The organism is Arthrobacter humicola, assembly GCF_039531445.1.
Classification (GTDB): Bacteria; Actinomycetota; Actinomycetes; order Actinomycetales; family Micrococcaceae; genus Arthrobacter; species Arthrobacter humicola.
Map to the genome: position 1 here is coordinate 46280 of NZ_BAAAQB010000029.1, position 25791 is coordinate 72070.

29 protein-coding genes are annotated in these 25791 nt (G+C 68.2%); 8 read left to right on the forward strand and 21 right to left on the reverse strand.

Annotation, left to right across the window (positions count from 1 at the left end):
* Nucleotides 1–253 precede the first annotated feature (253 nt).
* Entirely contained in the window at nt 254–1213 is a 960-nt protein-coding gene (locus tag ABD243_RS09665) for a diacylglycerol/lipid kinase family protein (protein WP_344364805.1), read from the reverse strand.
* Between the two features lie 172 nt (nt 1214–1385).
* Here ABD243_RS09665 and ABD243_RS09670 point away from each other — a divergent pair, with 172 nt between their 5' ends.
* Entirely contained in the window at nt 1386–1622 is a 237-nt protein-coding gene (locus tag ABD243_RS09670) for a hypothetical protein (RefSeq protein WP_344364807.1), read from the forward strand.
* 26 nt (nt 1623–1648) lie between these two features.
* Here the strand turns inward: ABD243_RS09670 and ABD243_RS09675 are convergent, their stop codons facing one another.
* The 12 genes from ABD243_RS09675 to ABD243_RS09730 all read right to left on the reverse strand — a co-directional run bounded on the left by ABD243_RS09675 (nt 1649) and on the right by ABD243_RS09730 (nt 13374).
* On the reverse strand, nt 1649–2455 hold the full coding sequence (locus ABD243_RS09675) for an IclR family transcriptional regulator domain-containing protein (RefSeq protein ID WP_344364809.1): 807 nt from the start codon (nt 2453–2455) through the stop codon (nt 1649–1651).
* Nucleotides 2456–2515: 60 nt separating this feature from the next.
* On the reverse strand, nt 2516–3217 hold the full coding sequence (locus tag ABD243_RS09680) for a 3-oxoacid CoA-transferase subunit B (protein ID WP_344364812.1): 702 nt from the start codon (nt 3215–3217) through the stop codon (nt 2516–2518).
* Between the two features lies 1 nt (nt 3218).
* Entirely contained in the window at nt 3219–3878 is a 660-nt protein-coding gene (locus tag ABD243_RS09685; protein ID WP_344364815.1) for a 3-oxoacid CoA-transferase subunit A, read from the reverse strand.
* A gap of 39 nt (nt 3879–3917) precedes the next feature.
* The gene (locus tag ABD243_RS09690; protein ID WP_344364817.1) at nt 3918–5117 is read right to left on the reverse strand and encodes a thiolase family protein; all 1200 of its coding nucleotides are present in this window, start codon (nt 5115–5117) and stop codon (nt 3918–3920) included.
* A complete protein-coding gene (gene pcaC, locus ABD243_RS09695; protein WP_344364820.1) occupies nt 5114–5584 on the reverse strand; it encodes a 4-carboxymuconolactone decarboxylase in 471 nt (156 codons plus the stop codon). The genes ABD243_RS09690 and pcaC overlap by 4 nt, the downstream gene beginning before the upstream one ends.
* Complete coding sequence (locus ABD243_RS09700; protein WP_344364822.1) at nt 5581–6399, reverse strand: alpha/beta fold hydrolase; 819 nt, start codon at nt 6397–6399, stop codon at nt 5581–5583. The genes pcaC and ABD243_RS09700 overlap by 4 nt, the downstream gene beginning before the upstream one ends.
* On the reverse strand, nt 6392–7942 hold the full coding sequence (locus ABD243_RS09705) for a lyase family protein (RefSeq protein ID WP_344364825.1): 1551 nt from the start codon (nt 7940–7942) through the stop codon (nt 6392–6394). The genes ABD243_RS09700 and ABD243_RS09705 overlap by 8 nt, the downstream gene beginning before the upstream one ends.
* Nucleotides 7939–8514, reverse strand: a complete 576-nt coding sequence (gene pcaG, locus ABD243_RS09710; protein ID WP_344364828.1) for a protocatechuate 3,4-dioxygenase subunit alpha — start codon at nt 8512–8514, stop codon at nt 7939–7941. The genes ABD243_RS09705 and pcaG overlap by 4 nt, the downstream gene beginning before the upstream one ends.
* Before the next feature lie 7 nt (nt 8515–8521).
* The gene (gene pcaH / locus ABD243_RS09715) at nt 8522–9418 is read right to left on the reverse strand and encodes a protocatechuate 3,4-dioxygenase subunit beta (protein ID WP_425547166.1); all 897 of its coding nucleotides are present in this window, start codon (nt 9416–9418) and stop codon (nt 8522–8524) included.
* Nucleotides 9419–9460: 42 nt separating this feature from the next.
* Nucleotides 9461–11467 carry a bifunctional sugar phosphate isomerase/epimerase/4-hydroxyphenylpyruvate dioxygenase family protein gene (locus ABD243_RS09720; RefSeq protein ID WP_344364831.1) on the reverse strand — a complete coding sequence of 669 codons (2007 nt, stop codon included), beginning with the start codon at nt 11465–11467 and terminating at the stop codon, nt 9461–9463.
* A complete protein-coding gene (locus tag ABD243_RS09725) occupies nt 11467–12348 on the reverse strand; it encodes a shikimate dehydrogenase (RefSeq protein WP_344364833.1) in 882 nt (293 codons plus the stop codon). Before ABD243_RS09725 ends, ABD243_RS09720 begins: the two co-directional genes overlap by 1 nt.
* A 183-nt stretch (nt 12349–12531) precedes the next feature.
* Complete coding sequence (locus tag ABD243_RS09730; protein WP_344364836.1) at nt 12532–13374, reverse strand: IclR family transcriptional regulator; 843 nt, start codon at nt 13372–13374, stop codon at nt 12532–12534.
* Nucleotides 13375–13599: 225 nt separating this feature from the next.
* On the opposite strand from ABD243_RS09730, the gene ABD243_RS09735 reads away from it, so the two are divergent.
* Nucleotides 13600–14913: an MFS transporter gene (locus ABD243_RS09735; protein WP_116766756.1), complete on the forward strand. Its 1314-nt coding sequence runs from the start codon at nt 13600–13602 to the stop codon at nt 14911–14913.
* A gap of 287 nt (nt 14914–15200) precedes the next feature.
* Complete coding sequence (locus tag ABD243_RS09740; protein ID WP_116766757.1) at nt 15201–15437, forward strand: hypothetical protein; 237 nt, start codon at nt 15201–15203, stop codon at nt 15435–15437.
* Between the two features lie 4 nt (nt 15438–15441).
* On the opposite strand, the gene ABD243_RS09745 is transcribed toward ABD243_RS09740, so the two are convergent.
* The 3 genes from ABD243_RS09745 to ABD243_RS09755 form a co-directional block, all read right to left on the reverse strand.
* Nucleotides 15442–15768, reverse strand: coding sequence for a MoaD/ThiS family protein (locus ABD243_RS09745; protein ID WP_344365300.1), 327 nt, complete (start codon nt 15766–15768; stop codon nt 15442–15444).
* Nucleotides 15769–15798: 30 nt separating this feature from the next.
* Nucleotides 15799–16923, reverse strand: coding sequence for a WD40/YVTN/BNR-like repeat-containing protein (locus ABD243_RS09750; protein WP_344364840.1), 1125 nt, complete (start codon nt 16921–16923; stop codon nt 15799–15801).
* 88 nt (nt 16924–17011) lie between these two features.
* Nucleotides 17012–17194 (reverse strand): hypothetical protein, encoded by a 183-nt coding sequence (locus ABD243_RS09755; RefSeq protein ID WP_091248826.1) that lies wholly within the window; start codon nt 17192–17194, stop codon nt 17012–17014.
* 149 nt (nt 17195–17343) lie between these two features.
* Here ABD243_RS09755 and ABD243_RS09760 point away from each other — a divergent pair, with 149 nt between their 5' ends.
* From ABD243_RS09760 to ABD243_RS09775, 4 genes are all read left to right on the forward strand, one after another.
* Nucleotides 17344–17838, forward strand: coding sequence for a universal stress protein (locus tag ABD243_RS09760; protein ID WP_116766760.1), 495 nt, complete (start codon nt 17344–17346; stop codon nt 17836–17838).
* A gap of 216 nt (nt 17839–18054) precedes the next feature.
* A complete protein-coding gene (locus ABD243_RS09765; protein WP_344364844.1) occupies nt 18055–18396 on the forward strand; it encodes a metal-sensitive transcriptional regulator in 342 nt (113 codons plus the stop codon).
* Between the two features lie 67 nt (nt 18397–18463).
* On the forward strand, nt 18464–18694 hold the full coding sequence (locus ABD243_RS09770) for a heavy-metal-associated domain-containing protein (protein WP_344364847.1): 231 nt from the start codon (nt 18464–18466) through the stop codon (nt 18692–18694).
* 61 nt (nt 18695–18755) lie between these two features.
* Nucleotides 18756–21086, forward strand: coding sequence for a heavy metal translocating P-type ATPase (locus ABD243_RS09775; protein WP_344364849.1), 2331 nt, complete (start codon nt 18756–18758; stop codon nt 21084–21086).
* A 23-nt stretch (nt 21087–21109) separates the two neighbouring features.
* On the opposite strand, the gene ABD243_RS09780 is transcribed toward ABD243_RS09775, so the two are convergent.
* Entirely contained in the window at nt 21110–21382 is a 273-nt protein-coding gene (locus ABD243_RS09780; RefSeq protein ID WP_116766764.1) for a DUF2277 domain-containing protein, read from the reverse strand.
* Between the two features lie 90 nt (nt 21383–21472).
* Nucleotides 21473–22420 carry an EamA family transporter gene (locus ABD243_RS09785; RefSeq protein ID WP_344365302.1) on the reverse strand — a complete coding sequence of 316 codons (948 nt, stop codon included), beginning with the start codon at nt 22418–22420 and terminating at the stop codon, nt 21473–21475.
* A gap of 227 nt (nt 22421–22647) precedes the next feature.
* Here ABD243_RS09785 and ABD243_RS09790 point away from each other — a divergent pair, with 227 nt between their 5' ends.
* The gene (locus ABD243_RS09790) at nt 22648–23190 is read left to right on the forward strand and encodes a CGNR zinc finger domain-containing protein (protein ID WP_344364852.1); all 543 of its coding nucleotides are present in this window, start codon (nt 22648–22650) and stop codon (nt 23188–23190) included.
* A 39-nt stretch (nt 23191–23229) separates the two neighbouring features.
* On the opposite strand, the gene ABD243_RS09795 is transcribed toward ABD243_RS09790, so the two are convergent.
* The 3 genes from ABD243_RS09795 to ABD243_RS09805 form a co-directional block, all read right to left on the reverse strand.
* A complete protein-coding gene (locus ABD243_RS09795; protein ID WP_091248436.1) occupies nt 23230–23604 on the reverse strand; it encodes a hypothetical protein in 375 nt (124 codons plus the stop codon).
* An 83-nt stretch (nt 23605–23687) separates the two neighbouring features.
* Nucleotides 23688–24281: a hypothetical protein gene (locus ABD243_RS09800; protein WP_344364855.1), complete on the reverse strand. Its 594-nt coding sequence runs from the start codon at nt 24279–24281 to the stop codon at nt 23688–23690.
* A gap of 98 nt (nt 24282–24379) precedes the next feature.
* Nucleotides 24380–25735: an MATE family efflux transporter gene (locus tag ABD243_RS09805; protein WP_344364858.1), complete on the reverse strand. Its 1356-nt coding sequence runs from the start codon at nt 25733–25735 to the stop codon at nt 24380–24382.
* Nucleotides 25736–25791: the final 56 nt, after the last annotated feature.

The window sequence follows — 25791 nt, forward strand, 5'->3', positions numbered from 1 at the left end:
AAATTGCGGGCCAGGTTGGGTCCCCAGTAGCCTGCGCCTATGACGGCGACCCGGAGAGGGGCCGGCGAGGCCATGAGCTCGGATTCTTCGGATGGAATCGCCACGGCCAACCCCTACTGCTAGACGGCAGCATCTCTGTGATGCCACTGCCTATACAAGCCGGTGCCCGTGCCGCCCGTCACGAGTGCTGATTACTTGCCTTTGCGAACGACCGTTCGGCTCAGCGTCCGGGTAGTACTCGGTTGGCCCCCATCTAGACGGCCGTCATCCGGACCGTGAGTGCCTCGTGTTCCACCGTGACGCTGAGGTGTTTGGCCTTGCCGAGGGGGTCGCCGTCGAGCTGGAATTCCTGCTCGTGGGCGAGCTCGATCTCGGCTGACTTTCCGGCGAAGTACTCGACCGAAGAGTTCTTGGGGTTGTTCCGGCCGAAGACGCCGGCCAGCACGCCCAGCCAGCCGAACCGGCCGACTGGGGCCAGGATCACGACGTCGAGGATGCCGTCGTCGACCTTGGCGTCGGGGAAGATCTCCACGCCGCCCATGATTTTGCCGCAGTTTCCGACCATGACGCTGCGGATCCGGCGCCGCACCGGGTGCTGGCCGTCAATGCTGATCTTCGCCCTGATGGGCTTGCCCGGCAGGTGCCGGATGCCCGCTTCGACATAGGCGAGCCAGCCCACGCGGTCCTTGAGCTGATCCACGGTGTTGGCCATGATCGCGGCGTCGTACCCAAGTCCTGCCATGACAAGGAAGGTGTGCTCCTCCTCGGCGTGGTCCAGCCTGGCCTTCACCACATCCACTTTGGCGTCCGTGCCGCTCAGGACGTCGTAGCTGGCGGCCACGGGGTCGGTGATGTCGACCCCGAGGTTGCGGGCCAGCAGATTGCCGGTGCCCATCGGTACCAGGCCCATCGGAGTCCCGGTGCCCGCAAGGACCTCCGCCACGCAGCGGACTGTTCCGTCGCCGCCCGCGGCGATCACCACGTCGACTCCCGCCTCCAAGGCCTCGCGGGCCTGGCCGAGGCCGGTGTCTTCCTTGGTGGTCTCCAGCCAGAGCGGCTCGGCCCAGCCCTGGGTCTCGCACAGGCGGAAGAAGGAGGCACGGAAGCTCTCTCCGGGGGACTTCATGGGGTTGATGACCACGGCGGCGCGCCTGGACCCTGTGGTGTCCGGGATCTCCGGGGTCTCCGACGTCGCGGTGTTGTTCTCAGTCATGGCGTCCTTCGGGGCGAATGGCGGGAGAGGTCCCGAAGTGAAATCCTAGCCGGAGTGCCCGCGCAATCTGTGCAGGGCTGGCGGGATTCGTGGACGCCGGCTGGGCGGTGTCACTAGACTGGGCCTCCTGATGTGCCGGAGCCGACGCTCCGGACACCGAAAGCGGGGGCAGATGACTGAACCAGAGAAGTATTCAGCGACCGCTGAATCATCCAGCATGGATCCCCACGACTGGGGCCGGGCCATGGCACTGGCCGTCACGCGGCTGGCCGAGCAGATCGCGCCGGAAGGCAGCGACGACATCCACACCTTGCTGGTGGGCCGGGATCTGCACCTGAAAATCAGTGACGATCCCGCGGGCGTCACGATCCGGGTTTCAACGGGACCCATCTCAGGTCCGCCTGTCTGACCGGCTGGCCGGTCCTCAAGGGGGCTTCATCGGCCCGAGGTCAGGTCCTCTGAGATGAGTTCTGCGGTGGCCAGAGTCGCTTCACGTACCGCAGCCAGATAGGCCCCGGGGTCGGGCTGAGCGGACACCGTCTGGGCCTGTAGCGAGACGTTGACGGCTGCCACCACCTTGGGTCCGTCGTGGACGGGCGCCGCGATGGACATCAGTCCCAGCTCCAGTTCCTGGTTCAGCAGGCACCAGCCCTGGGCGCGGACCGTGTCCAGTTCCGCCAGGAGGTCAGCCCGCGTCCCGATGGCCCCGGGCGTGAGGGGCCGGATCTCGGCGGCCGCGAGGTACTCATCCAGCTGGGCCGGCGGCAGGGCCGCGAGCAGCACCCGGCCCATCGAGGTCGCGTAGGCGGGGAAGCGGGTGCCCACCGTGATCCCGACGGTCATGATCCGCCGGGTGGATACCCGGGCGACGTAGGCGATGTCGGTGCCTTCGAGCACCGCGGCCGACGTCGACTCCCCCAGTTCGAGCGAGAGTTTCTCCAGGTGCGGTTGGGCGAGCTGGGGAAGGGACAACCCGGACAAGTAGGCGTAGCCGAGTTGCAGCACCTTGGCGGTCAGGGCGAAGATCTTGCCGTCGGTGCGGACGTAGCCCAGTTCCACGAGGGTGTGCAGGAACCGCCGGGCCGTGGCCCGGGTCAGTTCGGTCCGGGCCGCGACCTCGGTCAGCGTCATCTTGGGGTGTTCGGTATCGAAGGCGCGGATCACGGCGAGCCCGCGTGCCAGCGACTGCACGTACTGGTCGCTGGCCGCGGGCGAGCCGCCGCTCTTGGCTGCCTCAATCATTTCTCGCCTCCCGGTCCCGCATCACTTTATCCGGGCGCAGGGTGTCCCCGTGCAGGGCCGTCAGCTTCCGTCCGCGGACGCGGCCCGGAGCGGGACGGGAACCATGTCCTGGAGTTCCTCGAGGGTGCAACCAAAGGTTTCCCGGACCTGGACGCCATCGGGTCCGGTCAGGAAGACGGCTTTGTCGGTGTAGACGCGGGTCACGCAGCCGATCCCGGTGAGCGGGTAGGTGCACGTCTCCACCAGCTTGGACGCGCCGTCGCGGGTCAGGAGCGTCATCATGACGAACACGTCCTTGGCACCGGTGGCGAGATCCATGGCACCGCCGACGGCGGGGATCGCGTCCGGGGCGCCGGTGTGCCAGTTGGCGAGGTCGCCCGTGGCGGAGACCTGGAAGGCGCCGAGCACGCAGATATCCAGGTGCCCGCCGCGCATGATCGCGAAGGAGTCAGCGTGGTGGAAGTAGGATGCCCCGGGCAGTTCGGTCACGGGGATCTTGCCGGCGTTGATGAGGTCGCCGTCGATCTGGTCCCCGGTGGCTTCCGGGCCCATGCCGAGCATGCCGTTCTCGGTGTGGAGCGTGACGTTCTGCTCCGGCTGCAGATAATTGGAGACCAGGGTGGGCTGTCCGATGCCGAGGTTCACGAAGGATCCGGGCGTGATGTCCTTTGCCACGAGGCGGGCGAGGTCGTCACGGCCCAGAGGCCTCTCGGACGTCTGGATGGTCCGGACACTTGCCTGGTCATTTGTCGGGATGCTCATCTCAGGCCACCTTCACAATGCTGTTGATGTAGATTCCGGGGGTCACGATGACCTCCGGGTCCAGGCCGCCCGTGGGCACGATCTCGGAGACCTGGACAATGCTGTGTGTGGCCGCGGCGGCCATAATGGGGCCGAAGTTCCGGGCCGTCTTGCGGTAGACGAGGTTGCCCTTGCCGTCGGCCGTGAGCGCCTTGATGAGGGCGACGTCGGCGTGGATCGGGGTCTCGAACACCTGCCACTTGCCGTCCAGGAAGCGGGTTTCCTTGCCCTCGGCGAGCATGGTGCCGTAGCCGGTGGGCGTGAAGAAGCCGCCGATCCCGGCGCCGGCGGCGCGGATCCGCTCGGCGAGGTTCCCCTGCGGGACGAGTTCGAGCTCGATCTGCCCGGCCTTGTATTTGGCGTCGAAGTGCCAGGAGTCAGACTGGCGGGGGAAGGAGCAGATCATTTTCTTCACCCGACCCTCCTTGATCAGCAGGGCCAGGCCCTGGTCGCCCTGGCCGGCGTTGTTGTTCACCACGGTGAGGTCGGTGGCGCCGCACTCCAGCAGCGCGTCGATGAGTTCGAACGGCTGGCCGGCGTTGCCGAAGCCGCCGATCATGACGGTGGAGCCGTCCTTGATGCCGGCGACGGCCTCGCCGACAGTGTCAATGAAATTCAGCATGGCTGTGTTCTCCTTGGGGCGGCGGGTTAGGCCGGCGGGTTATGCCAATGCGGCGGTGGTGACGTTTTCGAGGACGACGGCCAGGCCCTGGCCGACGCCGATGCAGATCGCGGCGACGCCCCAGCGCTGACCGGTGGCCTGCAGGGTGCGGGCCAGGGTGCCCAGGATCCGGCCGCCCGAGGCGCCCAACGGGTGGCCCATCGCGATCGCGCCGCCGTGCCGGTTCACGATCGAGGCATCGATGCCCCAGGCGTTGATGCACGCCAGGGACTGCGCGGCGAACGCCTCGTTCAGTTCGACGGCGCCGACCTCGTCCCAGCTGATCCCGGCCTTCGCGAGGGCCTTGTTCGCGGCTTCAACCGGGGCGTAGCCGAAGAACTGGGGATCGTTCGCGTGCGCGCCGCGCCCCGCGATCCGGGCCAGCGGGTCCATCCCCAGCAGCCCTGCGGCCCTCTCGGATCCCAGCCACGCCGCCGACGCGCCATCGGAGAGCGGCGAGGCGTTCCCGGCGGTGACGGTGCCGTTCACGGTCCGGAACACGGTCTTGAGCCCTGCGAGCTTCTCCGCAGAGGAACCCGCCCGGATGCCTTCGTCGCGGACCAGGTCCGTGCCCGGAACCGGGGTGACCAGGCGGTCATAGAAGCCCTCGTCCCACGCCGCGGCGGCCAGGTTGTGGGAGGCCGCGGAGAACTCGTCCTGCGCCGCGCGGGTGATCCCGTACTTCTCGGCCAGCCGTTCGGTGGCCTCGCCCAGGGAGATGGTCCAGTCCGCCGGCATGGCCTGGTTCACCAGGCGCCAGCCCAGCGTCGTTGAGGCCAGGTTCAGGTCCCCGGCCGGGTAGGGCTTCTCGGTCTTGGGCAGCACCCAAGGAGCGCGGGACATCGACTCGACGCCGCCGACCAGCATGAGCTCGGCGTCACCGGTGTTGATCTGCCGGGAGGCGATGATCGCCGCGTCCAGCGAGGATCCGCACAGCCGGTTGACCGAGGTGCCCGGGATTGAGACCGGCAGCCCCGCCAGCAGGGTGCCCATCCGGGCGACGTTGCGGTTTTCCTCGCCCGCGCCGTTCGCGTTGCCGAACACCACCTCGTCAATCCGCTCGACATCGAGGCCCGGGGTACGCTTCACCGCCTCGCGGATCACGTGCGCGGCAAGATCATCCGGACGCACGGCCGCGAGCCCGCCGCCGAACTTCCCGAACGGCGTCCGCACGGCATCGTAAATAAAGGCCTGGTTCATGATTCGTCGTCCATTTCTGCAGTTTCCATTGCTTCGTTGTCCATGGAATGGAACACCTGCTGGGCGGTCTTGAAGGCGGTGTTGGCGGAGGGGACTCCGCAGTAGATGGCGGTCTGGAGCAGGATTTCCTTGATCTCATCCCGGCTCAGGCCGTTGGTGATGGCGGCGCGGATATGCATGGCCAGTTCTTCCCAGTGCCCGTGCGCCACCATGGCGGTGATGGTGACGGCGGAACGCATCTGCCGGCTGATCCCGGGCCGGGTCCAGATGCCGCCCCAGGCGATCCTGGTGATCATGTCCTGGAAGTCCTCGGTGAAGGAATCCTTGCTGGCGTTGGCACGGTCCACGTGCGCGGCGCCGAGGACTTCACGGCGGACTTTCATGCCGCCGTCGTAGATTTCCTGGCTTGTCGCGCCGGGCTGGACTACGCCGTTTCGCCGGGGTCCGTCGAGCTCGGGGCCGCTCATTCGCCGGCTCCTTGGGTCTCGGTCCAGGTGATGAGGCTCTTGATTAGATCGGCAACGTGGGCAGGTGCCTCGAACGGGGCCAGGTGTGCTACGCCCTCCAGGCTGACGGCCGTGGCGGTGCCGCCGCCGGCGGTGATGCCCGCGGCCACTTCCTCGGCCATCGAGGGCGGAGCCACGGAGTCCAGGGCGCCGGCAATCACCTGGGTGGGGACGCGGATGGTGCCGAGCTGGTCCCGGACGTCAAAGCCCGCCAGGGCCTCGCAGCAGAAGGCGTAGCTGAAGCGGTCGGCGTCACGGAGGGTGTGCAGGAGCCGGCCGCTGAGCTCCGGCTGACGGTCCATGAACCCCGGGGCGAACCAGCGCTGAGCGGAGCCCTGGATCATCACCGGGGTTCCCTGGGTGCGCACAGTCTCGGCCCGTTCCAGCCAGCCCTCGGGAGTGCCGAGCTTCGCGCCGGAGCACTGCACGGAGAGGCTCTTGAGCCGGTCGCCGTGCTTAATGCCCAGTTGCAGGCCGGTGGCCCCGCCGAGCGACACCCCGGCGTAGTGGAAGCGTGCGCCGGGGGCGATCGAATCGACCAGGCCGATCACGGCGTCGGCCAGTTCAGCGACAGTGAACGTCTCTTGCGCCGCGGGCGAGACGCCGTGGCCGGGCAGGTCCCAGGCCACGACGTCGACGTCGGACCCCAGCAGGGTGCCGGCCTGGCTCCACAGCAGGGAGGACGTTCCGAGCGAGGGAGCCACGATCAGGAGGGGCTTGTCGCCGAGCGCGCGCTGGGGCGAGAGCAGGACTGCTTTGACGGTAGGTCTAGCCACGGGAGGCTCCGTTCTGGAGTTGGTGGGCGGTGGCACGGTCATATTCGGGTGCGGCCGGGCCGGCGGCGTATTCCGGGTACGCAGCGAGGATGCGGCGGGTGATCTCAACGGCCTGGCCGAGGTAGTTGGCCGGGTCCAGGAGCTCCTCAAGCCGGCTGTCCGCGAGCAGTTCCTCAGGGACGGCCGCCCGGAGCAGTTTCCGGTAGATGGCCGCCTGCTCCGAGGCCGGGGCCTGGAGGGTCTGGTCGACGACCTCCTGCAGTAGTTGCTTGCCGGCACGGCCCGGTCCCGCCCCGGCGCTGCGGGCGTCCAGAAGCGGCGCGACGGCGGAGTTGACGGCTTCGGCGAGAAGCAGCGGGCCGGCGAGGTCGAGGTTGCGTCGCATGGAACCGGGGAACACCTGCAGCCCTTCGGCCAGTTCGCGGAGCTGTCCCGCGGCGCCGAGGGCCAGGCGCAGCAGTTGGCGCAGGGCCGCCCATTCGCTGTGCCAGGCTCCGTCGGGTCGCTCGTCGTTGAAATTGGCGGCGGCAAGGTGGAGTTGAGCGGCCAGGGCCGGCGCCTGCAGGGCGGCGCTGCGGATCAGCACGGACAGCACCGGGTTCTGCTTCTGCGGCATGGCCGAGGACACGCCGCGGCCCGCGGCACGCGGTTCGGCGAGCTCGGCCACTTCCGGCCGGCTCAGGAACAGGACGTCGGCGGCAATCTTTCCGGCAGCGTCCGTCACGGTGGCCAGGGCATCGCCGAGCGAGGTCACGGCAACACGGTTGGTGTGCCAGGGCGCCGGAACGGTGGCGAGTCCGAGGCGGGCGGCCAGCCGGTCGGAGAGATCGAAGGGTGACAGCGGCCCGGCGATGAGCCCGGTGCCGGGCGTCAGTGCAGCGCCGGATGTCAGTACAGTGCCGGCGGCCAGGGTCCCGGCGGCGCCGCCGGTCTGGACCGGCAGTTCGAGTGCTTCGAGCCGGCGGCCGGCGGCGGCCAGCCCGGCAAACCACTGCGCGGCCCGGAGCCCGAAGCTGAAGGGCAGCGAGTGCTGGGTCAGGCTGCGGCCCACGCAGAGCGTCCGGGCATGGGCTTCGGCCAGGCCGGCGAGGGCCGACGTCGCCGCCGTGAGCTCGGTGAGCAGCTCGCGCACGGCCCTGGTGGCGAGCACCATCAGGGCCGAGTCGAGGACGTCCTGGCTGGTCAGCGACGTGTGGACGGCCCGTACCGCGCCAAGGCCAGCGCCGTCCAGGGCCCTGACCTGTTCACGGAGGTCAGCGAGCAGCGGGATGACCGGGTTTCCCCCGCCCTGAGCGCGCACGGCGATGTCTGCGACGTCGTACCGCTGCACCTGCGCGGCCGTGGCCACCACCGCTGCGGACCCGGCCGGGGCGAGGCCCGCCTCATCCAGGACCGCCGCCCAGGCCGCCTCGACCTCCAGGATGGCGGCGAGCACTGCACGGTCCCCGGTCAGCGCCGTCACCAGGGGCGACGCCGACACGGGGTTCAGCAGGCCAAAGTCGCCGTGCAGGCCGGCGCCGCCGCCGGTCTCGAAGGAGGTCACTTCGAGGCACCCTCGACGTCGCTGAAATCCAGGAACACGGTCTCGCCGTCGCCTTGGAGGCGGATGTCCCAGGTCAGGCCGCCGTCGGGATCCCGGCGCGCGATCAGGGTCTCGCGGCGGTCCGGCTCCAGCGAGGACAGCAGGGGATCCTGGGCCAGGGCCTCCTCGTTCTCCGGCAGGTAGATCCGGGTGAACAGGCGGTTCATGAGGCCGCGGGCGAAGACCGCAACAGCGATGAACGGCGCCGCACCCTCTTCGGTGGGTCCCGGGTTCACGGTCGTGAACGTGAAGACGCCGGTGTTGCCCACCGCGCTGCGGCCGAACCCGGTGAAGGTATAGCCGTCACGGACCAGGGAGCCCGTGTGGTGCGGAACCTTGCCGTCCGCGTCGGCCTGCCAGATTTCCAGGATGGCGTCCGGAATCGGGTGGCCGGCGCCGTCATAGACAGTGCCCTGGAGCCGGATGGAGCCCGGGGATCCGGGGGCGAGCAGCTCGCGGTCCTTGGCGTAGGGTAGGGCGTAGCCAAAGAACGGGCCCACGGTCTGGCCCGGTGTCGGGGTGAGTTTACTCATGATGCGCCTATTCATTCTCGTCGCCTGCTGCACCTAATGCCTCGTTCTCGGTCCACGTCCGTTTGGGCCCGGTCAGGACGATGTCCCAGTTGTACGCCAGAGCCCATTCAGGCTTGGTCTGCTCGTGGTTGTAGCTGGCCACGAGCCGGTCGCGGGCGTCCTGGTCCACGATCGACTGGTAGATCGGGTCCAGCGGGAAGAGCTGGTCACCGGGGAAGTACATCTGGGTGACGATCCGCTGGGTGAACTCCTGCCCGAACAGGGAGAAGTGGATGTGGGCCGGTCGCCAGGCATTGAGGTGGTTCTTCCAGGGGTAGGCGCCGGGCTTGATGGTGGTGAAGCTGTAGGAGCCGTCGGCGCCCGTGATGCAGCGTCCGAGGCCGGTGAAGTTGGGGTCCAGCGGTGCCGGGTGCTGGTCCCGTTTGTGGATGTAGCGGCCGGCGGCGTTCGCCTGCCAGATCTCCACGAGCTGGCCGGCGACGGGACGGCCGTCGCCGTCGAGCACGCGGCCGGCGACCACGATGCGTTCGCCCAGCGGTTCACCATTGTGCTGGATGGTCAGGTCCGCCTCCAGCGCGTGCACGTCCATGTGCCCGAACGCCGGAGAGTAGAGCTCGATGGTTTCCGGGTCCGCGTGGTGCAAGTCCTTGGTGGGGTGGCGCAGGACGCTGCTGCGGTAGGGCGCGTAGTCGAGCCGCGGCTGGGTTTCGGCCGGGGCGCCGTTCTTGAGGGCCCGCGCGTAGGCCTCGCCGATCGCCTTCATCTCGGCGCTAAGGTCCGCCTGCGACTCTGCGGCGGCATCGAGCGGCGCGTACGTCTTTGGTGCGGCCTCCATGGCTTCGTCGGACACGTCTTCGGTGATCGGGTCGGCGTTGAAGATCTCGAGGTTCAATTCTTCAGGCACAGCAACCTCCTTTCCTGGGTGTGGTTGTTGGTCGGGTGGGGATCAGGAACTGCGGGTCAGCTGGTGCAGGTGGTCGTACTGGACGGCGTGCCGTACGGGTGCGTTCGGAGCGCCGTAGCCGTCGTAGGCGCCGCGGCGTTCCACCATTTCGAAAAACACGCTGCCTACGGTGGCCGTGTAGAAATGCAGGAATTCGCCGTCGGCATCACGGTCATAGAGCAGGTTGAGCTCGCGGAGCGTGGCCAGGAAGTCCGGGTCCAGGGCGAACCGGGCGTCGAGGTCCTCGTAGTAGTTCGCCGGAATCTGCAGGAAGTCCAGGCCGCGGTCCCGGGCGGCGCGGGCGGTGGCCACGAGGTCAGTCACGGCGAAGGCCACGTGCTCCTGGTAGGTGCGGCGGTGGCCGGTCCCGGACTCGCCGGGTTCTTTTGTTCCGGCGGCCTCCTGCTGCAGCAGCGGTGCCAGGTTCAGCACCAGGCGGACGCCCCGGTCCTCGGTGAGCATCACCTGGGAGCGGACCAGCCCGGTGGGGCTCGCCACCTCGGCATACGGCTGCGGTTCCAGCGCGAGGGCGCTCGTGTAGAACAGCACGGCCTCGTCGAAGTGCTGCCACGGCTGGGCGAGGTTCACGTGGTCAATCACGGCACCGGCTACGGGGCCCGCGGCGGGAGCGGTGCCGCCGGCTGCAACAACGGGAGGCCGTGCGTTGCCGGGTTCGTGAGGCTCCCCGAATTCGCCGACCCAGGCTGCCGTGCCGTCCGGGCTGCCCTGGCAGAGGAATATCTCGGTGGAGTCCGGCGCTGCGAAACCCTGGAAGACTTCCTCGTTGGCCTGGCTCTTGCGCGGCACCGCGGGGGCCTTGAGCTGCTGGGCGCGGGCGGCGGCGATGACGGGAGAGTCGACATCGAACCCCAGCGCGGAAATGGCAGGAGAAATTGCAGTGGAAATGGCAGCGGCGGCAGCCGCCTGCTGACCGGCGGCGGGTTCTTCGTTGATGATCAAGCGGGCGCGGCCCATGGTCCACAATTGCACGTTCTTGGTGCGATGGCGCCCGTTGAACGCAAATCCCAGCTGGCTGAGCAGCGTTTCCAGGCCGGCGGTGTCCCCGGCCCGGACTTCGGCGAAGTTGAAGCCGGCGGGCTCGGCCACCCGGGGAAGCGTGGCAAGCTCCATCGGGTAACGGCGCCGGGCCGCAGTGCCGGCCGCACCGCTTTCAGCCGCGGCCGGGTTGGCCTCGAGCCATCGGGCGCTCTGCTCTTCGAGCCAGATCAGCGACCGCATGGCATCGACAGCCGTGCGTTCGACGTCGGACTGGCGGAACACGTCGTTGAACACTTCCAGCGATACCGGTCCGGTATAGCCGGCGCGGACCACGTGGCCCATGAACTTGGCGAGGTCGAACTGGCCCTCGCCCGGGAACACCCGGTAGTGCCGGCTCCAGGACAGCACGTCCATCGTCAGCTTGGGGGCATCGGCCACCTGGACGAAGAAGATTTTCGCCGGGTCGAAGGCCTCAATCGGCGCAGTGTCCCAGCCGCGGGAGAGGATGTGGAAGGAGTCCAGGCAGGTGCCTAGGTGGGGGTGGTCCACCATGTCAACCAGCCGGTGGGCGTGCTCGTAGTCGCTGACGTATTTGCCCCAGGCCAGGGCCTCGTAGGCGACCTTGACACCGTATTCGCCCGCGAGGTCCGCGAGCCGGGAGAGCTGGGCGGCCCTGAGTTCGTCGTCGTCGATCGTGGCCGTGCCCACGTTGGAGCACAGCAGCATGGTGTCCATGCCCAGCCGGGACATGAGCCGGAACTTGGCGTCCGCGCGGCGCAGATTGGAGGCGAGCAGGTCCTCGGGAACGCTGTCGAAGTCGCGGAACGGCTGGTAGAGGTCCAGCGTGAGTCCGAGGTCGGCGGCCAGTTTCCGGACATCCTCCGGGCTCAGCGATGACGTGACGAGGTCCTGTTCGAAGATTTCAATGCCGTCAAAGCCGGCAACCGCACAGGCCTGCATTTTTTCCCGCAGGGTGCCGGAGAGGCAGACGGTCGCGATTCCGGTGCGCATCAGGCTGCCACCTCTTCCGCGGCCACGAGTTCCAGGAAGTGGGAGCGCATGCGGTCCGCGTCGGGCTCCCGCCCGGTGAAGATCCGGAACGCGTCCGCGGCCTGCCCCACCGCCATCCGGCCGCCGTCAAGGACGTCGCAGCCCTTGGCCCGGGCCGCGCGGACGAGCTCGGTTTCGATCGGCCGGTACACGATGTCGGCCACCCAGTGCCGGGACTCCACGAGGGACATGTCCAGCGGAACACCCGGATGGGCGGCCATGCCCACCGGGGTGCAGTGCACCAGGCCGTCGGCCCGGGGCATGAGCTGCGGCAGCTCCGCCGTCGTGCGGGCCGTGACCGTCCGGTCCGGGAAGAACCCTGCGAGTTCGGCAGCCCGGGCGGCGCAGCGCGCCGCATCCGTGTCCACGAGGTCCAGTTCCCGGACACCCGCCGTGAGCAGGGCGTAGGCGACGGCGGATCCGGCACCGCCGGCTCCCAGCTGGACCACGCGGTCCAGGGCGGCCCCCGGGAGGCCGGAGGCCAGGGCCGCCGCGAAGCCGGAAAAGTCTGTGTTATGCCCGATGAAGCGGCCGTCCCGGATGACCACGGTGTTGACGGCGCCGAGTCGCCGGGCGTCGGCGGAGACCTCGTCAAGGTAGTCGAGCACGAGCTGTTTGCAGGGGTGGGTGATGTTCAATCCGTTGAACCCGAGGCTCCGGGCACCGGACAGCAGCTCCCCCACGGCCTGACCTGGCAGGCCAAGTTCGATCAGGTCGATGGGGCGGTAGAGGTACCGGAGGCCCTGGACGTCACCTTCGCGTTCATGCATGTAGGGCGTGAGGGACGGCATGACACCGTCTCCCACGAGTCCCACGAGGAAGGATTCTGCTCGATTGCTCATCCGGTTAGCTCCTTTGACAACTGACTCGGCGGGCCGTGGCGCTTGAGGCGTCTGCGGCGGGCCGGGTGATAGGGATTACACTACAGAATTTGTTCACATGTTGCACTCTTGTTCGAATGACGAACATATTGTTGCGACGGCGCCCGCCGTCCCGGGGCACCCCAGAGCGGCACGCGGAGCACGTCACCGCTGGGGCAGCCGGGCCGAGAGCTCAGCTGCGGCCGACTGGAGCAGGGGCACACAGGCCACCAGGTCCTCCATGCTGAGCCGGAACACCGGCACGGCCGTGGCGAGGGAGGCAAACGCGTGACCTTGGGCGTTGAACACCGGAACCGCGACGGCGCGCATGCCGGCCTCGTTTTCCTCGTCCATCGTGGCGTAGCCACGGCGGCGGACCAGTTCGATCTCCGCCCGGAACGCGTCGCGATCGGTGATGGAATGCTCTGTCAGCGGATCGAGGGGCAGTTCATCGAGAAGCTGGGCGCGGGTGGCGTCATCGGCGAACGCCACCAGCACCTTGCCCACCGAGGTGGTGTGCAGCGCCCCCAGATGGCCTGGATCGCTTGTGACACGGAAGGTCTGCGGGCCGTCCACCTTGTTCACCGTCAGATGGTGGATGCCGTCACGCACGGAAAGAATGGTGGCCTCGCCCGTTTCCTCGGTCACCCGGCGCAGGATGGGAAGTGCCGTGCCTGCGAAGCCGTGATGATTGGAAACCCGCTGGCCAAGCTGGAAGACGCGCAGGCCCAGGTGGTAGCGGCGCCCGTCGGGCTCGTAGTCCACGAAGCCGTCCCGCGTCAGCGAGCCGAGCAGGCGGTACGTGGTGCTGAACGGCAGATCGGCCCGGCGGGAGATCTCCGCGGCGCTGGCGCCGCGCGGCTCGTCGCCCAGGAGGACCAGCAGGCCCAGGGCCTTCCCCACCATGTCCGTCCGCGAGTCCTCCTTGGCGGCCTTGGCAGGCTTCACAAGGGCCTCCCCCGGGGCGGCGGAGACGGTGGACTCTTCTGTGCCTTGATTCACACTCATACAATGATGCTCCCACATAGTGAGAGCTATTTCTAGATGGTGATTATTTTTCTTGACAGGTGACTGCGCTCACAGTCATGATTGCTACATCGCACAAGTAGCTTCCACCATGTGGCTACTAGTCCGGGTCTTTCCACGGACCTCCGGCTGCACCAAACTTAAGCAAGCGGCAGTCGAGACATTCCTGATCCATCCGCGACAACGTCGTCACACAAAAGGAACACCATGAGCCAGACTCTCCCGTCCGCGACGGGCACCACCACGGGAGGGACGCCGAAGAAGGCGGCCCTTGCCAGCTTCCTGGGCAGCGCCGTCGAGTACTACGACTTCTTCATCTTCGGTTCGGCAGCGGCACTGATCTTCCCGCATGTTTTCTTCCCTGATGCCGACACCAACGCGGCGATCATGTCTTTCGCCACTTTCGGCTTCGCCTACATTGCCCGCCCGATCGGCGCCGTCGTCCTTGGCCACTTCGGTGACAGGATCGGCCGCCGGAAGGTCCTCATGTTCACGCTTCTGCTGATGGGGGCCTCCACCTTCGTCATCGGCTGCCTTCCGGACTTCAAGACGGTGGGCTGGTGGGCCCCTGTCCTACTGGTGCTGGCACGTCTCTGCCAGGGCTTCTCCGCGGCCGGCGAGCAGGCCGGCGCGTCATCCATGACGCTGGAGCACGCCCCGGACAACCGTCGCTCGTTCTTCACCTCCTGGACGCTCACGGGCACCCAGGGCGGCCAGATCCTCGCTGCCCTCGTCTTCATCCCCGTCCTGGCGCTGCCCGATGACATCAAGTACAGCATTGGCTGGCGCATCCCGTTCTGGCTCAGCGCCGTGGTTGTGCTGGTCGCGTTCTTCATACGCCGCACCCTGCACGAACCGCCGGCATTCGAGGAAGCCCGGAAGACCGCGCAGATCTCCAAGCTCCCGGTGGCCGACCTCCTCAAGGGCCACTGGCGCGATGTCCTCCGCGTCATCGCCTGCGCCTTCATCGCCGCCGTGTCCACTGTCTTCGGGACCCTGGCCATCAGCTACGCCAAGAACGTTGCCGGCGTGGACGGCACCACCACGCTCTGGCTCGTCGTCGGCGCCAACTTCATGGCCCTGGGCACCCAGCCGCTCTTCGGCATGCTCGCCGACAAGATAGGCCGGAAGCCGGTCTTCATCTACGGCGCACTGTCCAGCGCAGCCCTGACCCCGGTCTTCCTGCTGAGCCTCGAGTCCGGCAACGTCCCGCTCATGTTCCTTACGGCAATCGCGTTCTTCTCCTTCGGCTACGCTGCCGCCAACGCGGTCTGGCCCTCCTTCTACGCCGAGATGTTCAGCACCAACGTCCGCTTCTCCGGCCTCGCCATCGGCACCCAGCTGGGCTTCCTCATGGCGGGTTTCGCCCCCGCGATCGTGGCGGCCATGGGCGGCATCCAGCCCGGCGGCTGGGTCCAGATCAGCATCTTCACCGCAGTCATCTGCCTGATCGCCACCATCGCGGCCCTGACGGCCAAGGAAACCTTCAAGGTGCCCACGAAGCAGCTCGGCGTCAAGTAGTCCGGCCGCGGCGCTCCTGACCGGGCACCCCGCTCAACCGGAAGTTCCGCACCTACGACGGCGGCCCGTCCCTTCGGGGGCGGGCCGCCGTCGCGCGTGCAGGCGGTCAAAGAACGTGCCCAGGCGGCCATCGGAGCAAGAATCGGACCGGAGCCGGGGCCGGAAATCGGGCCGCCGCCGAAAACTAACCGTCCCCTTACCGCACTGAAACGCGGACGCAACATTGGCGCAGGACACTGGAAGGGCCGGCAAGAGCAGGCACCAACTCCAGTCCAGGAGGCCCCGTCATGTTGAAGGAAGCGAAAGCCCATGTAACCCGTATCCGTGCCCTCGACCAGCTGCACCGCGGCGACGAGATCGAGGCCCGTTTGCGCGTCGGCCCGAACTACGACGATGTCGTGATCCGCCGCGGCCGCGTCCAGGAGACGGCGCCCGGAATCGGCGTCGTCTGGATCATGGACCGCCATTCCGGCATGCGGAAGGCCATCAACGCGGACGAATGCACCGTCTGGCGGGTCGCCTGAAGCGTCAGCCTCCCGCCACGGACTGGATGATCAGGACTTCCTGGCCCGGTGCCACCGTCGTCACCAAGCCCTGCAGCCGCCGGATCTCATTCCCGTTGACGTATATATTCACGTAACGGCGAACGGTTCCGGTTTCATCCCGCAACCGCCGCGACAGCGCCGGATAATCCCCGGTCACCGTATCGAGCACCCACTCCACCGTCACCGCTTCCTCCGCGGGCGCAGTCAGGATGGACTGCCCGCCGGCCAGCGGTTGGAGGACGCTCGGCAGGACCACACTGATCGCGGAATCCGCCGGCACGGGCACGCCGTTAGTCACGACGCCGTTCATGCGTTTCCAGCCCTTCACGGCTGCACTGGCTCACAGCTGCATCGGGAGCAGGGCAGCGGAAACCGTAGCAGCCCGCACGCACAGCACGTCCGGCAGGTGCGAGGCCACTTCGCTGAAGTGCTCCCCCTCGTCGGCACTGGCATAGACGCTGCCGCCCCGCGTTCCGAAGTAGACGCCGGCGGGCTCGGCCTCGTCGACGCACGCAGCATCGCGCAGCACGGCGTTGTACTCGGGGTCCGGCAGACCGGAGTCGAGCCGCTTCCAGCTGGCACCGGCGTCGTCCGTCCGGTGCACCGCCAGCTTGCCGTCCGGCGGAATCCGCTCGCCGTCGGCCTTCAGCGGGATCACCCAGGCCGTACCGGCCCGGCGCGGGTGCGTCAGCATCACAAAGCCGAAGTCCGCCGGGAGCCCTTCGGCGATCGATTCCCACGATTCGGCGTCGTCGTCGCTGCGGTACACGCCGTGGTGGTTCTGCGCATACAGGCGGCCGTCGACGGCGGCGTCCGCCGCGATCTTGTGGACGCACTGGCCGAATTCCGGGTTGGGGTCCGGCATGAAGTAGGCGGAGATCCCCCTGTTGCGGGGTTCCCAGGAAGCTCCGCCGTCGAGCGAGCGGTAGACCCCGCCTGTGCTCATGGCGACGTGAACTTTCTCGCCCGTGGGGTCAACGACGATCGAGTGGGCCGCGGCGCCGCCATAGCCGGCACCCCATTCGCTGCGGTGCGGATGATCCCAGAGGCCGCGATTGAGCTCGAAGTGCTCGCCGCCATCGGTCGATTTCCAGACGGAGATCGGCTCGCACCCTGCCCAGACGACGCCGGGACGGGACTCGGCATCGGGGTGGATTTGCCAGATTCGCTCCAAGGCGGCGTCCGTGCCGTCGGGGAACGTGATGGCGCCGTTTTCGGGCTCCTCCCATGTCCCGCCCAGGTCATCCGAGTGAAAGACGGTGGGACCCCAGTGCTCGGAGCGGACCCCCACCAGGATCCGGGTCCGCCCGCCGCGGCTGTCGATGCCGATGCTGGGCACTTCACTCATCAGAAAATGCGGCCCGGACAGGGACCATTCCCTCCGGTCCGGGCTGGTCGCCAGCCACAGACCCTTCTTGGTGCCGATCGCCAGGATATAACTCTCTGCAGTAGCCATGCCCCCCATGCAACCACCCGCACCGGAAGGCCGCAACGGTTTTCTTGCGATGCCGCCGTGGTCCCGGGACGGTGCGCCGGCGTGCCGGGCCCCGCCGTCAGTCGACGAACTCCGACTGCGTCTCGATAAAGTCCCAGTCCGCGTCCGTCAATGATCCGGCGCCGCCGGCGTCGAAGATCCCCCGCTTGACGGTCTCGGGCAGCTCGATGGTCCGGAGGTTTTCCCGGAGCCATTCCTTACTCGCCAAATCCAGATCCAGCCACCACATATAGATCTCCACGGCAGCCACCTCCTCCTGTGTTCTTCAACCGTAGGCCCCACCCCCGGGGTGTACAAGGGATGCGCCGGGACCGGCACCGCAACGGGTCCGGCCGCGGGACCGGGAAGTAAGTCCCTGTTCAATGCGACACCGCCGGGCAAGAATGAAGTATGTCTGCCGAGTCCGCCGAGTCCGCCGCCGGGCCCTCGCCCGTCGTGGTGGCCGTGCTTCCGGGACAGCATCCCGAGGTGCTGCAGACAGCGGGAGCGCTTGCCAAGCGCCTCGCCGCGCCTCTGGTCTGCGCGTATGTGGACGAGGCCAGCTACCTCGTGGAGTGGGATCCTGAGCGGTCCGCGCACCGACTGTCGCTGCATCCGGACACGGACAACGACGAGATCCGGGCGACAACCCAGGAGCTGCGCTCCACCATTGAGGCAAGCTGCGGCGGCCTGGGCATCGACTGGTCCCTGCGCACCCTGGCGGGCGACCCGGCCCGGGCGATCGGCAGGCTGGCCACCGAGACGAACGCGCTCATGATCGTGGTGGGGACCCCGGAACCCGGACTCGGCCACCGCATTTCGGCGGCGCTCAATGGCTCCGTGGCGGCATGGCTGAGCCACCATCAGGAGCATCCAATCCTGATCGTTCCGGCGGCAGGAAAATAAAGCGAAAGTAGTTATTCGGGGTGCTGGCGCTATCCCACTACCGCCGAGTAAGCTCGATACGTAGGCCGGATGAACCGCCTACCCAATAGCTGCTCCGGAGTGCGTATCCCCCAATAACGCACTCCGGAGCTCTTTAATTTGCGCCATGCGCCGAATTCACCGCCGGGCCGCCCCGGACGCTTGAAAACATACCCCTAGGGGGTATATGTTGAGGGCATGAGCGAGTCCGAAGTTCCCGTCACAGCCCCCCTGGCGCCCCACGAGGAGCGCGGCTACACCTCCAATAAGGAGGCCTACCTGCGCCGGCTCAAGCGGATCGAAGGCCAGGTGCGAGGCATCGCCCGCATGGTTGATGAGGACAAATACTGCATCGACATCCTCACCCAGGTTGCCGCCGTCACCAAAGCCCTGCACGCGGTGAGCCTGGGACTCGTGGAAGAGCACATCGGCCACTGCGTCGTCGGCGCCGCCTCGGAGCCGGATCCGGAACTGCGGGCCGAAGCCATCGATTTCAAAGTCAAAGAGGCCGCCGATGCCATCGGCCGCCTCCTGCGCTAAGAACTGCACCACCCACCCCACCACCGGGCCGGGGAACCATCCCCTGCCCAGCGACAAGGAGCACGCCATGGGCACCGTTTCCACTACCGTCAACGTTTCCGGAATGACCTGCGGCCACTGTGTGTCCTCCGTCAGCGAAGAACTTGAGGCGCTCTCAGGCGTCGAAAAGGTCGACGTCGACCTCAAGGCCGGCGGCATTTCCAGCGTCACGATCACCTCCAGCGAAGCATTGTCGTTTGCCGAGATCGGCGAGGCGGTCGCTGAAGCGGGCTACCTCGTGGTCGCCACCGAGGCCTGAGCGCCCTTGCGGGCCGGCGGACGGCACAGAACGGACCGAGCGATGAGAACAGAAGGGCGCCGTGCGTAACGAGCAACTGCTGCACCAATCCGGAAGCCGTGTCATTGACCTCGATATCGAGGGCATGACGTGCGCCTCCTGCGTCAACCGGATCGAACGCAAACTCGGAAAACTCCACGGCGTCGAAGCCTCCGTCAATCTGCCCCTTGAGACCGCCCACGTCACCGTCCCGGCGGCCATCACAGACGAACAAATCACCGCCACCGTCGCCGCGGCAGGCTACAAGGCCACGATCCGGCCCCCCAAGCACCCGACTGACGCGAGTGGCCCCGCCGAAAGCCCCAAGCTCGGCCCCCGGCTCGTCGGGGCAGCCGTCCTCACCATCCCGGTGTTTCTCATTTCGATGTTCCCGGCCTTCCACTTCGCCAACTGGGGCTGGGCAGCAGCCCTCCTCGCCCTGCCCGTGGTTACCTGGGCGGCGTGGCCATTCCACCGGGCAGCCGCCGTCAACGCCCGGCACCTCTCCTCCACGATGGACACGCTCGTCTCCATTGGCGTGACGGCGGCCTACGTCTTCTCGGCCTGGCAGCTCTTCGCGGACCCGCTAATGACCGCCCACCCGGAGATGGACGGAACGGGGATGGACTCCGGCGGACTCTACTTCGAGGTTGCCTCGGTAGTCACCACGTTCCTGCTGCTGGGCCGGTATCTGGAGGCCAATGCCAAGCAAAAAGCCGGAGACGCCCTCAAGGCACTGCTGAATCTGGGTGCCAAGGATGCCACAGTGCTCCGCGACGGCCAGGAGCAGCAGATTCCCGCCGATCGGCTGGGGGTAGGCGACCTCATTGTGGTCCGCCCCGGCGAGAGGATTGCGACTGACGGCATCGTCGTCGAAGGGTCCTCCGCGGTCGACGCGTCGCTGGTCACGGGTGAATCGGTGCCGGTGGAAGTCGGCCCGGACAGCTCGGTCACGGGTGCCACCATCAACACCTCCGGCCGGCTGCTGGTCCGCGCCACGCGCGTCGGCGCCGAAACCACCTTGGCCCAGATGGGCCGGTTGGTCTCCGAGGCGCAGACCGGCAAGGCGCAGATTGCGCGCCTCGCGGACCGGATCAGTGCCGTCTTCGTGCCAGTGGTCCTCGCCATCGCCGTGGTGACCTTTGGCGCCTGGCTGCTCGCGGCCGGCCCGGAGATCAGCGACGCCGAACTCCGGGCAGCGTTTACGGCCGCCGTCGCCGTACTCGTCATTGCCTGCCCCTGCGCCCTGGGCCTGGCCACCCCGGTGGGGCTGCTCACCGGAACCGGCCGGGGCGCCCAGCTGGGCATCCTGATCCGGGGCCCCCAGGTCCTCGAGGACACCCGGACCGTTGACACCATCCTGCTGGACAAGACCGGCACCGTGACCACCGGCCACCTCGCCGTCGACGGAACAGAGGCCTTCGGAGCGTTCACCCCTGCGGAGGTTCTGCGTCTGGCCGGAGCCCTGGAGGCCGCGTCTGAACACCCGATCGCCCGCGCCATCACTGCCGCGGCACGGGACGCGGCACTGGTTACGGCACCGGGTACGTCACCGGACGCCGCGGCCGGGGCGCCGGCTGCAGGGAACCGCGAGGTCGCGAACGGCGGCGCCGGCCTGGCCGTCGTCGCCGGTTTCCGCTCCGCGCCCGGCGGCGGCGTCCAGGGCACCGTCGAGGGCCGGCTCCTGACGGCAGGCCGTACGGGCTGGCTGGAGCAGAACGGCATCGCGCCCGCCGCCGCGCAACTGGAGGCACTCAGCACCGCCGAAGCCTCCGGCGCCACAGCGATCTGGCTCACCGTGGACGGGGAGCCCGCCGGCATCATCAGCCTGCGGGACACGCTCAAGCCGGGCTCCGCAGCCGCGATCTCGCGGCTGCGCGGGCTGGGTCTCCGGCCGATCCTCCTGACCGGGGACAACGCCGCCGTGGCCGCGCAGGTGGCAGCCGCCGTCGGCATAGCTCCGGAGGATGTGTTCGCAGGGGTGCTGCCGGAGGGCAAGGTCGAGGCGGTGCGGAAGCTGCAGTCCGACGGCGCCACTGTCGCCATGGCCGGTGACGGCGTCAATGACGCCGCCGCGCTGGCCCAGTCGGATCTGGGCATCGCGATGGGCTCCGGCACGGATGTTGCAATCGAGGCCGCCGACCTGACGGTCATGGGCAACGATCTGGGGCAGGTCGCCCAGGCCATCGAGCTCTCCCGCCGGACCCTGGCGACCATCAAAACGAACCTCTTCTGGGCCTTTTTCTACAACGCCATCGGCATTCCCATAGCGGCCCTGGGACTCCTGAATCCGATGATCGCAGGGGGCGCCATGGCCGCGAGTTCCGTGCTGGTGGTGGCCAATTCGCTGCGGCTGCGCAGCTTCGGCAGGTAGGCCGGCCTTCGCCCGGGTCCCCCTCAGGCCGCGCCAAAGCGGGCGGCAGCTTTGGCTTTGGCCTTGGCAGCTTCCTCTCCGCGGTCCTTTGCCGGCGCGTGGGTCACGAGGGAGTCGAGCAGGTGCTGGGTGGCGTGGGCAATCTCGTGTACAGCCCGGTTGAAGGCCTCTTCGTTCGCCTTGGACGGCCTGGTGCTGCCACTGATCTTGCGCACGTACTGCAGCGCGGCGGCTTCCACCTCGGCGGTGGTCGCATGGGGTTCAAAATTATGGAGGGTCCGGATATTTCGGCACATAGCTCCATGCTAGGTGTCCCGAGGCCCGGGAACGAGGGCACCGCTACACGACGCCGGACCCGCATTGGGGCCGGCGCCGGCGGAACGCGCCTACGGTACGGGTTCGACGTCGTTCGCGTGGTCCAACGGGGCCGGCACCGGGGCGGCGCGCAGTTCGTCCAGCCGGACCAGGACCACACCGCCGACGATCAAGAGACCGCCGAGCAGCTGAATGGTGCCGGGCAGTTCGCCGAGCAACAGCCAGGCCCAGATGACGGCGAAGAGGACTTCGGTCAGCGACACGAAGGACGCCACCTTGGATCCGAGTGCCCGCGCGGCGACAATTCCGGACACGTACGCCAGGACCGTGGCCAGGACCACGAGGCCGCCGAGGGCGACCCACCAAGGGGTGATCCAGGGTCCCAGCCGCGTGTCGGCCGTGCCGAAGGCCATCGGCACCAGACCGGTGGCGGCCGCGAGCCACATTACGACGGCTCCGACCATCAGGCCGCCGGAAGCCAGGACAATCGGCGGGAGGGTGTCGTTTTCCTTGGCCGTGATGAAGAAGTAGATCGCGAGGCAGACCGCGGCCGCTATTCCCCACAGCACGCCGATCAGGTCGATCTTCACGGCACCCGTCAGGTCCAGGACCAGCACCAGTCCGCCCAGCGACAGCAGGGTGCCGGCGATGGTCAGCGGGCGGGGACGCTTCCGGCTCGCGGCCCACAGCCACAACACGATGATGACGGGCGCGAGGTACTCCAGCAGGAGGGCGACGCCCACCGACAGCCGGGACACCGCATTGAAATAGAACAGCTGGCACGCGGCGACCCCAATGACGCCGAAAAGCAGGATGGTCAGCCAGTTGTCCTTGAGTTGGTGCCAGCGGCCGCGCAGCGCCGGGATGGCGGGAACCGCGAGGATCAGCGCGGCGCCGGTGAGACGGCCCGTAACGGCGGCCCCGGGCGTCCAGCCCGTTTCGAGGAGGGCCTTCGCGAATGATCCGGAGATGCCGAAGACCGCCGAGGAGAACAACGCGATGCCCAGGCCCGAGGCCATGAAGCTGGACGCAACACCGGACCGCCTGGTGCCGGCCGTGGCGCCCCGCGCCGTGCCCGTTGTCTCCCCCATTGCGCTGCCGGCCGGTTCCGAGGCAGGCCACAGGGCGGCAAGGTCTTGGACCGGGGCGGCGACGGTGCGGCGGGGGGCAGACACGGCATTCTCCTGTCAGGAGTAAAGTGGGGTTATGGTCATGACATTACGCCCGCGCAAGGTAAGGAGTCAAGATGGTCTTTGCCCCTGACACAGAAGTTGCCCTGCGTTCCGTGGTCAACCTCATCAACACCGCCGCGAACGGCCAGGAACATCTGGCCACGGTCGAGGACCTGGACGGTTTCCTGGCGGCTGAGGGCTTCACTGGCTCCCGGACATGGGACCAGGCCGAGCTGGAAAGCATACGGCGGCTCCGCGGCGAACTCGCCGAGCTCTGGGTGGCGGAGGAGGCCGCTGCCGCGGAGACCGTGAACCGGCTGCTCCGCGAGGCCCGGGCACTCCCCCAGTTGGTCAAGCACCATCCGTGGGACTGGCACTTGCACGCCACCACGCCCGAGGCCCCGCTGGCCGACCGCATGAGCACGGAGGCGGCCATGGCGATCGTGGACGTGATCCGCAGCAAGGAAATGGACCGCCTGCTGGTGTGCGCGGCGGAAGACTGCGACGCCGTCGTGCTCGATCTGAGCCGTAACCGCTCGAAGCGCTACTGCGACACGGGAAACTGCGCCAACCGCGCGCACGTGGCGGCATACCGGGCTCGCAAGGCGGTGTCCTGACCTGCGGGGCCCCGGTGTTGCGTGGTTAGGCCTGCGGCGTCAGGCGTGCGGTCCGTTGTCGCCGGAATCGGCCGAATCGACGGGGCCACCGGTTTCGGGCCCGGGCTGCACAGATGGGCCGCCGTGGCCGGAAGGCGACCGCTTGGAGCTGAGGTTGACGCCGGAGCCCTTCCCCAAGTGCTCGGCGTTGTCCTTGTAGCTCATCGAGAGCATGGCGGCCACCACGAGGATCACAATGAAGGCGATCCCGGCGCCGATGAAGGCCAGGTCAAAGCGGGGCGAACGGGCGCTGCCGCCCGAGGCGAAGATCAGGACGCCGAAGAACACCACGACGGCCCAGAACGCGGAGAACATGAGCGTTCCCTTGACCGAGGTCCGCACGTTGCGGGACGCTCCGGATTTCTGCTGTGCCAAGGTGTTTTCCTCCTGCAGCCTGCGCGGGAAGCGTGGCTGTCTTGTTACCGCAATTGTTCTACGCCGGGTAGAACCTGTCGGTACTAGTTTACGGCCTCCGCGGAATCGCCCCGAGCATCATGCCGCAGGGTCAGCCCGGACAACATCCACAGGACGCCACTGATGATGGCCCCGCCGCCGGCCACGCCGAGGAGCGCGTGCGCACCAAGGCCGATGAAGAACGGTAGCGCGATCGCCGTGCCCAGCCCGATCACGCCGGAGGCGATCCAGTCCCGGGCCAGGACGGAACGTCCGCGGCCCAGAATGCCCGCGAGCAGCTCCGCAATACCGGCAACGCCGAGACCGATTGCGGCGATCGTTCCGAAGACGAGGGAGCTGGGGATCATGGCCACGGCTGCACCGGCCCCGGCCAGGACGGCCCCGCCGGCAGAGAGGATCCTGCCAGCACGTTCACGCGGACGGTACCCGGACTTCGTCACCGTCCAGATCAGCACAACGCCGGTGGCCAGCAGGTACAGGCCGCCGGCCCAGCCCATGCCCGCCTCGGATGGCGCGGCCCAGAACACGGTCACCGCGCCAAACACGAGCGCAACGGCAGCCCTGACCAGCACGGGCTTCCAGAGGTCGGCCGCGGCGCGGATGGCAGGGGTCGCGTCAGGCGCTGCGGGAAGAGTCACCCGTCCAGTTTAGTGCGAAGCCGGCACTGCGCGCGCCGGGACCAGGACGCCAGCCGGCGGAGGTCCGGCGGCGGGCGGCGTCGGCCGGCCGGTCCGGCTCACCGCGCGCCGAGTACCATCCAGCGGTCCGTCCGCGCCCGAAGGCCCAGCGTCAGCGCCCGCGCCGCCATGTAGCCCAGGGAGAAGGCGGCCCAGAGCCACAGCAGCCCCGCGCCGCCGCCCGCGCCGGAGTGCCGCACCGCCAGGAGCAGGGGAAGATAGGCCGCGAGATTCACGACGCCGGCGATCGCGAGATAGCGGGCGTCGCCGGCTCCAATGAGGACGCCGTCGAGGACGAAGACGTAGCCGGCGACCGGCTGGCCCGCGGCAAGGACCCACAGGGCGAGCGTAAGCGCCGCCCGGACCTCGGCGTCGGACGTGAAGAGGGCGCCCGCCCACGGCGCCGCCGCCGCGAGGAGGATCCCGGTCAGGGCGCCGAAGCCGAGTCCCCACCGCGTCATGGTGCGCGTCAGCGCCCGGACGGCGCCGGGCCGGGCCGCCCCGAGTTCCTTGCCGATCAGGGCCTGGGCCGCGATCGCCAGGGAGTCCAGGGCGAAGGCGAAGAACGTGAAGATGGTCATTGCCAGCTGGTGCGCGGCAAGATTGACTGGACCCTGGGCCGTCACCACCACTACCGTGGCAAGAATCGCGATGCGCAGGCTGAGCGTGCGCAGCATGAGCCAGGAGCCGACCTTGGTCAGGGCCCGGATCCCGCGCCAGTCCGGCAGCAGGGACACCCCGTGGTTGCGGGCGTTGCGCCGGACGATCAGCACGTACACGGCCGCCATGGCCCATTGCGCGATGCTCGTGCCCACGGCGGAACCTGTCACGGACCAGCCCAGCCCGTAGACGAGGAACAGGTTCAGCACGGTGTTCAGCGTGAATCCGGCAGCGGCGACGGCCAACGGGGTCCGGGTGTCCTGAAGCCCGCGCAGCACGCCGGTGCCCGCGAAGATGAGCAGCATCGCCACCAGGCCCGGCATGGACCCGCGCAGGTAGTCCATGGCATACCCGTGCACCTCGCCGCGGGCACCCATCAGGTCCAGGAGGGGCCCGGCGGCCAGGAAGCCGGCGGTCGCCAGGACGATGCCCAGCAGGAGGGCCAGCCAGATGCCGTCCCGTCCGGCAGCGAGGGCTTTTGCGAGCTGGCCGTTGCCGATGGCCCGCGCGACCGCCGGTGTCGTGGAGTACGCGAGGAACACCATGAGTCCCACGGCCGTGTGGAGGACCGCCGATGCGAGCCCGACGCCGGCCAGTTCGGCCACTCCGAGGTGGCCCACGATTGCCGAGTCCGCGAGCAGGAACAGCGGTTCGGCAATCAGGGCTCCGAAGGCCGGCACTGCCAGGCGGAGGATTTCCCGGCGGTGCCCCGTGGATGGCGGCAGGGTCTTGGGCAGGGAAGCGGAGGCAGGCACGGCTTAACCCTAGCGGGGTGCACGCGACGTCGCCCGGCGTCATTTAGTTGACTTTT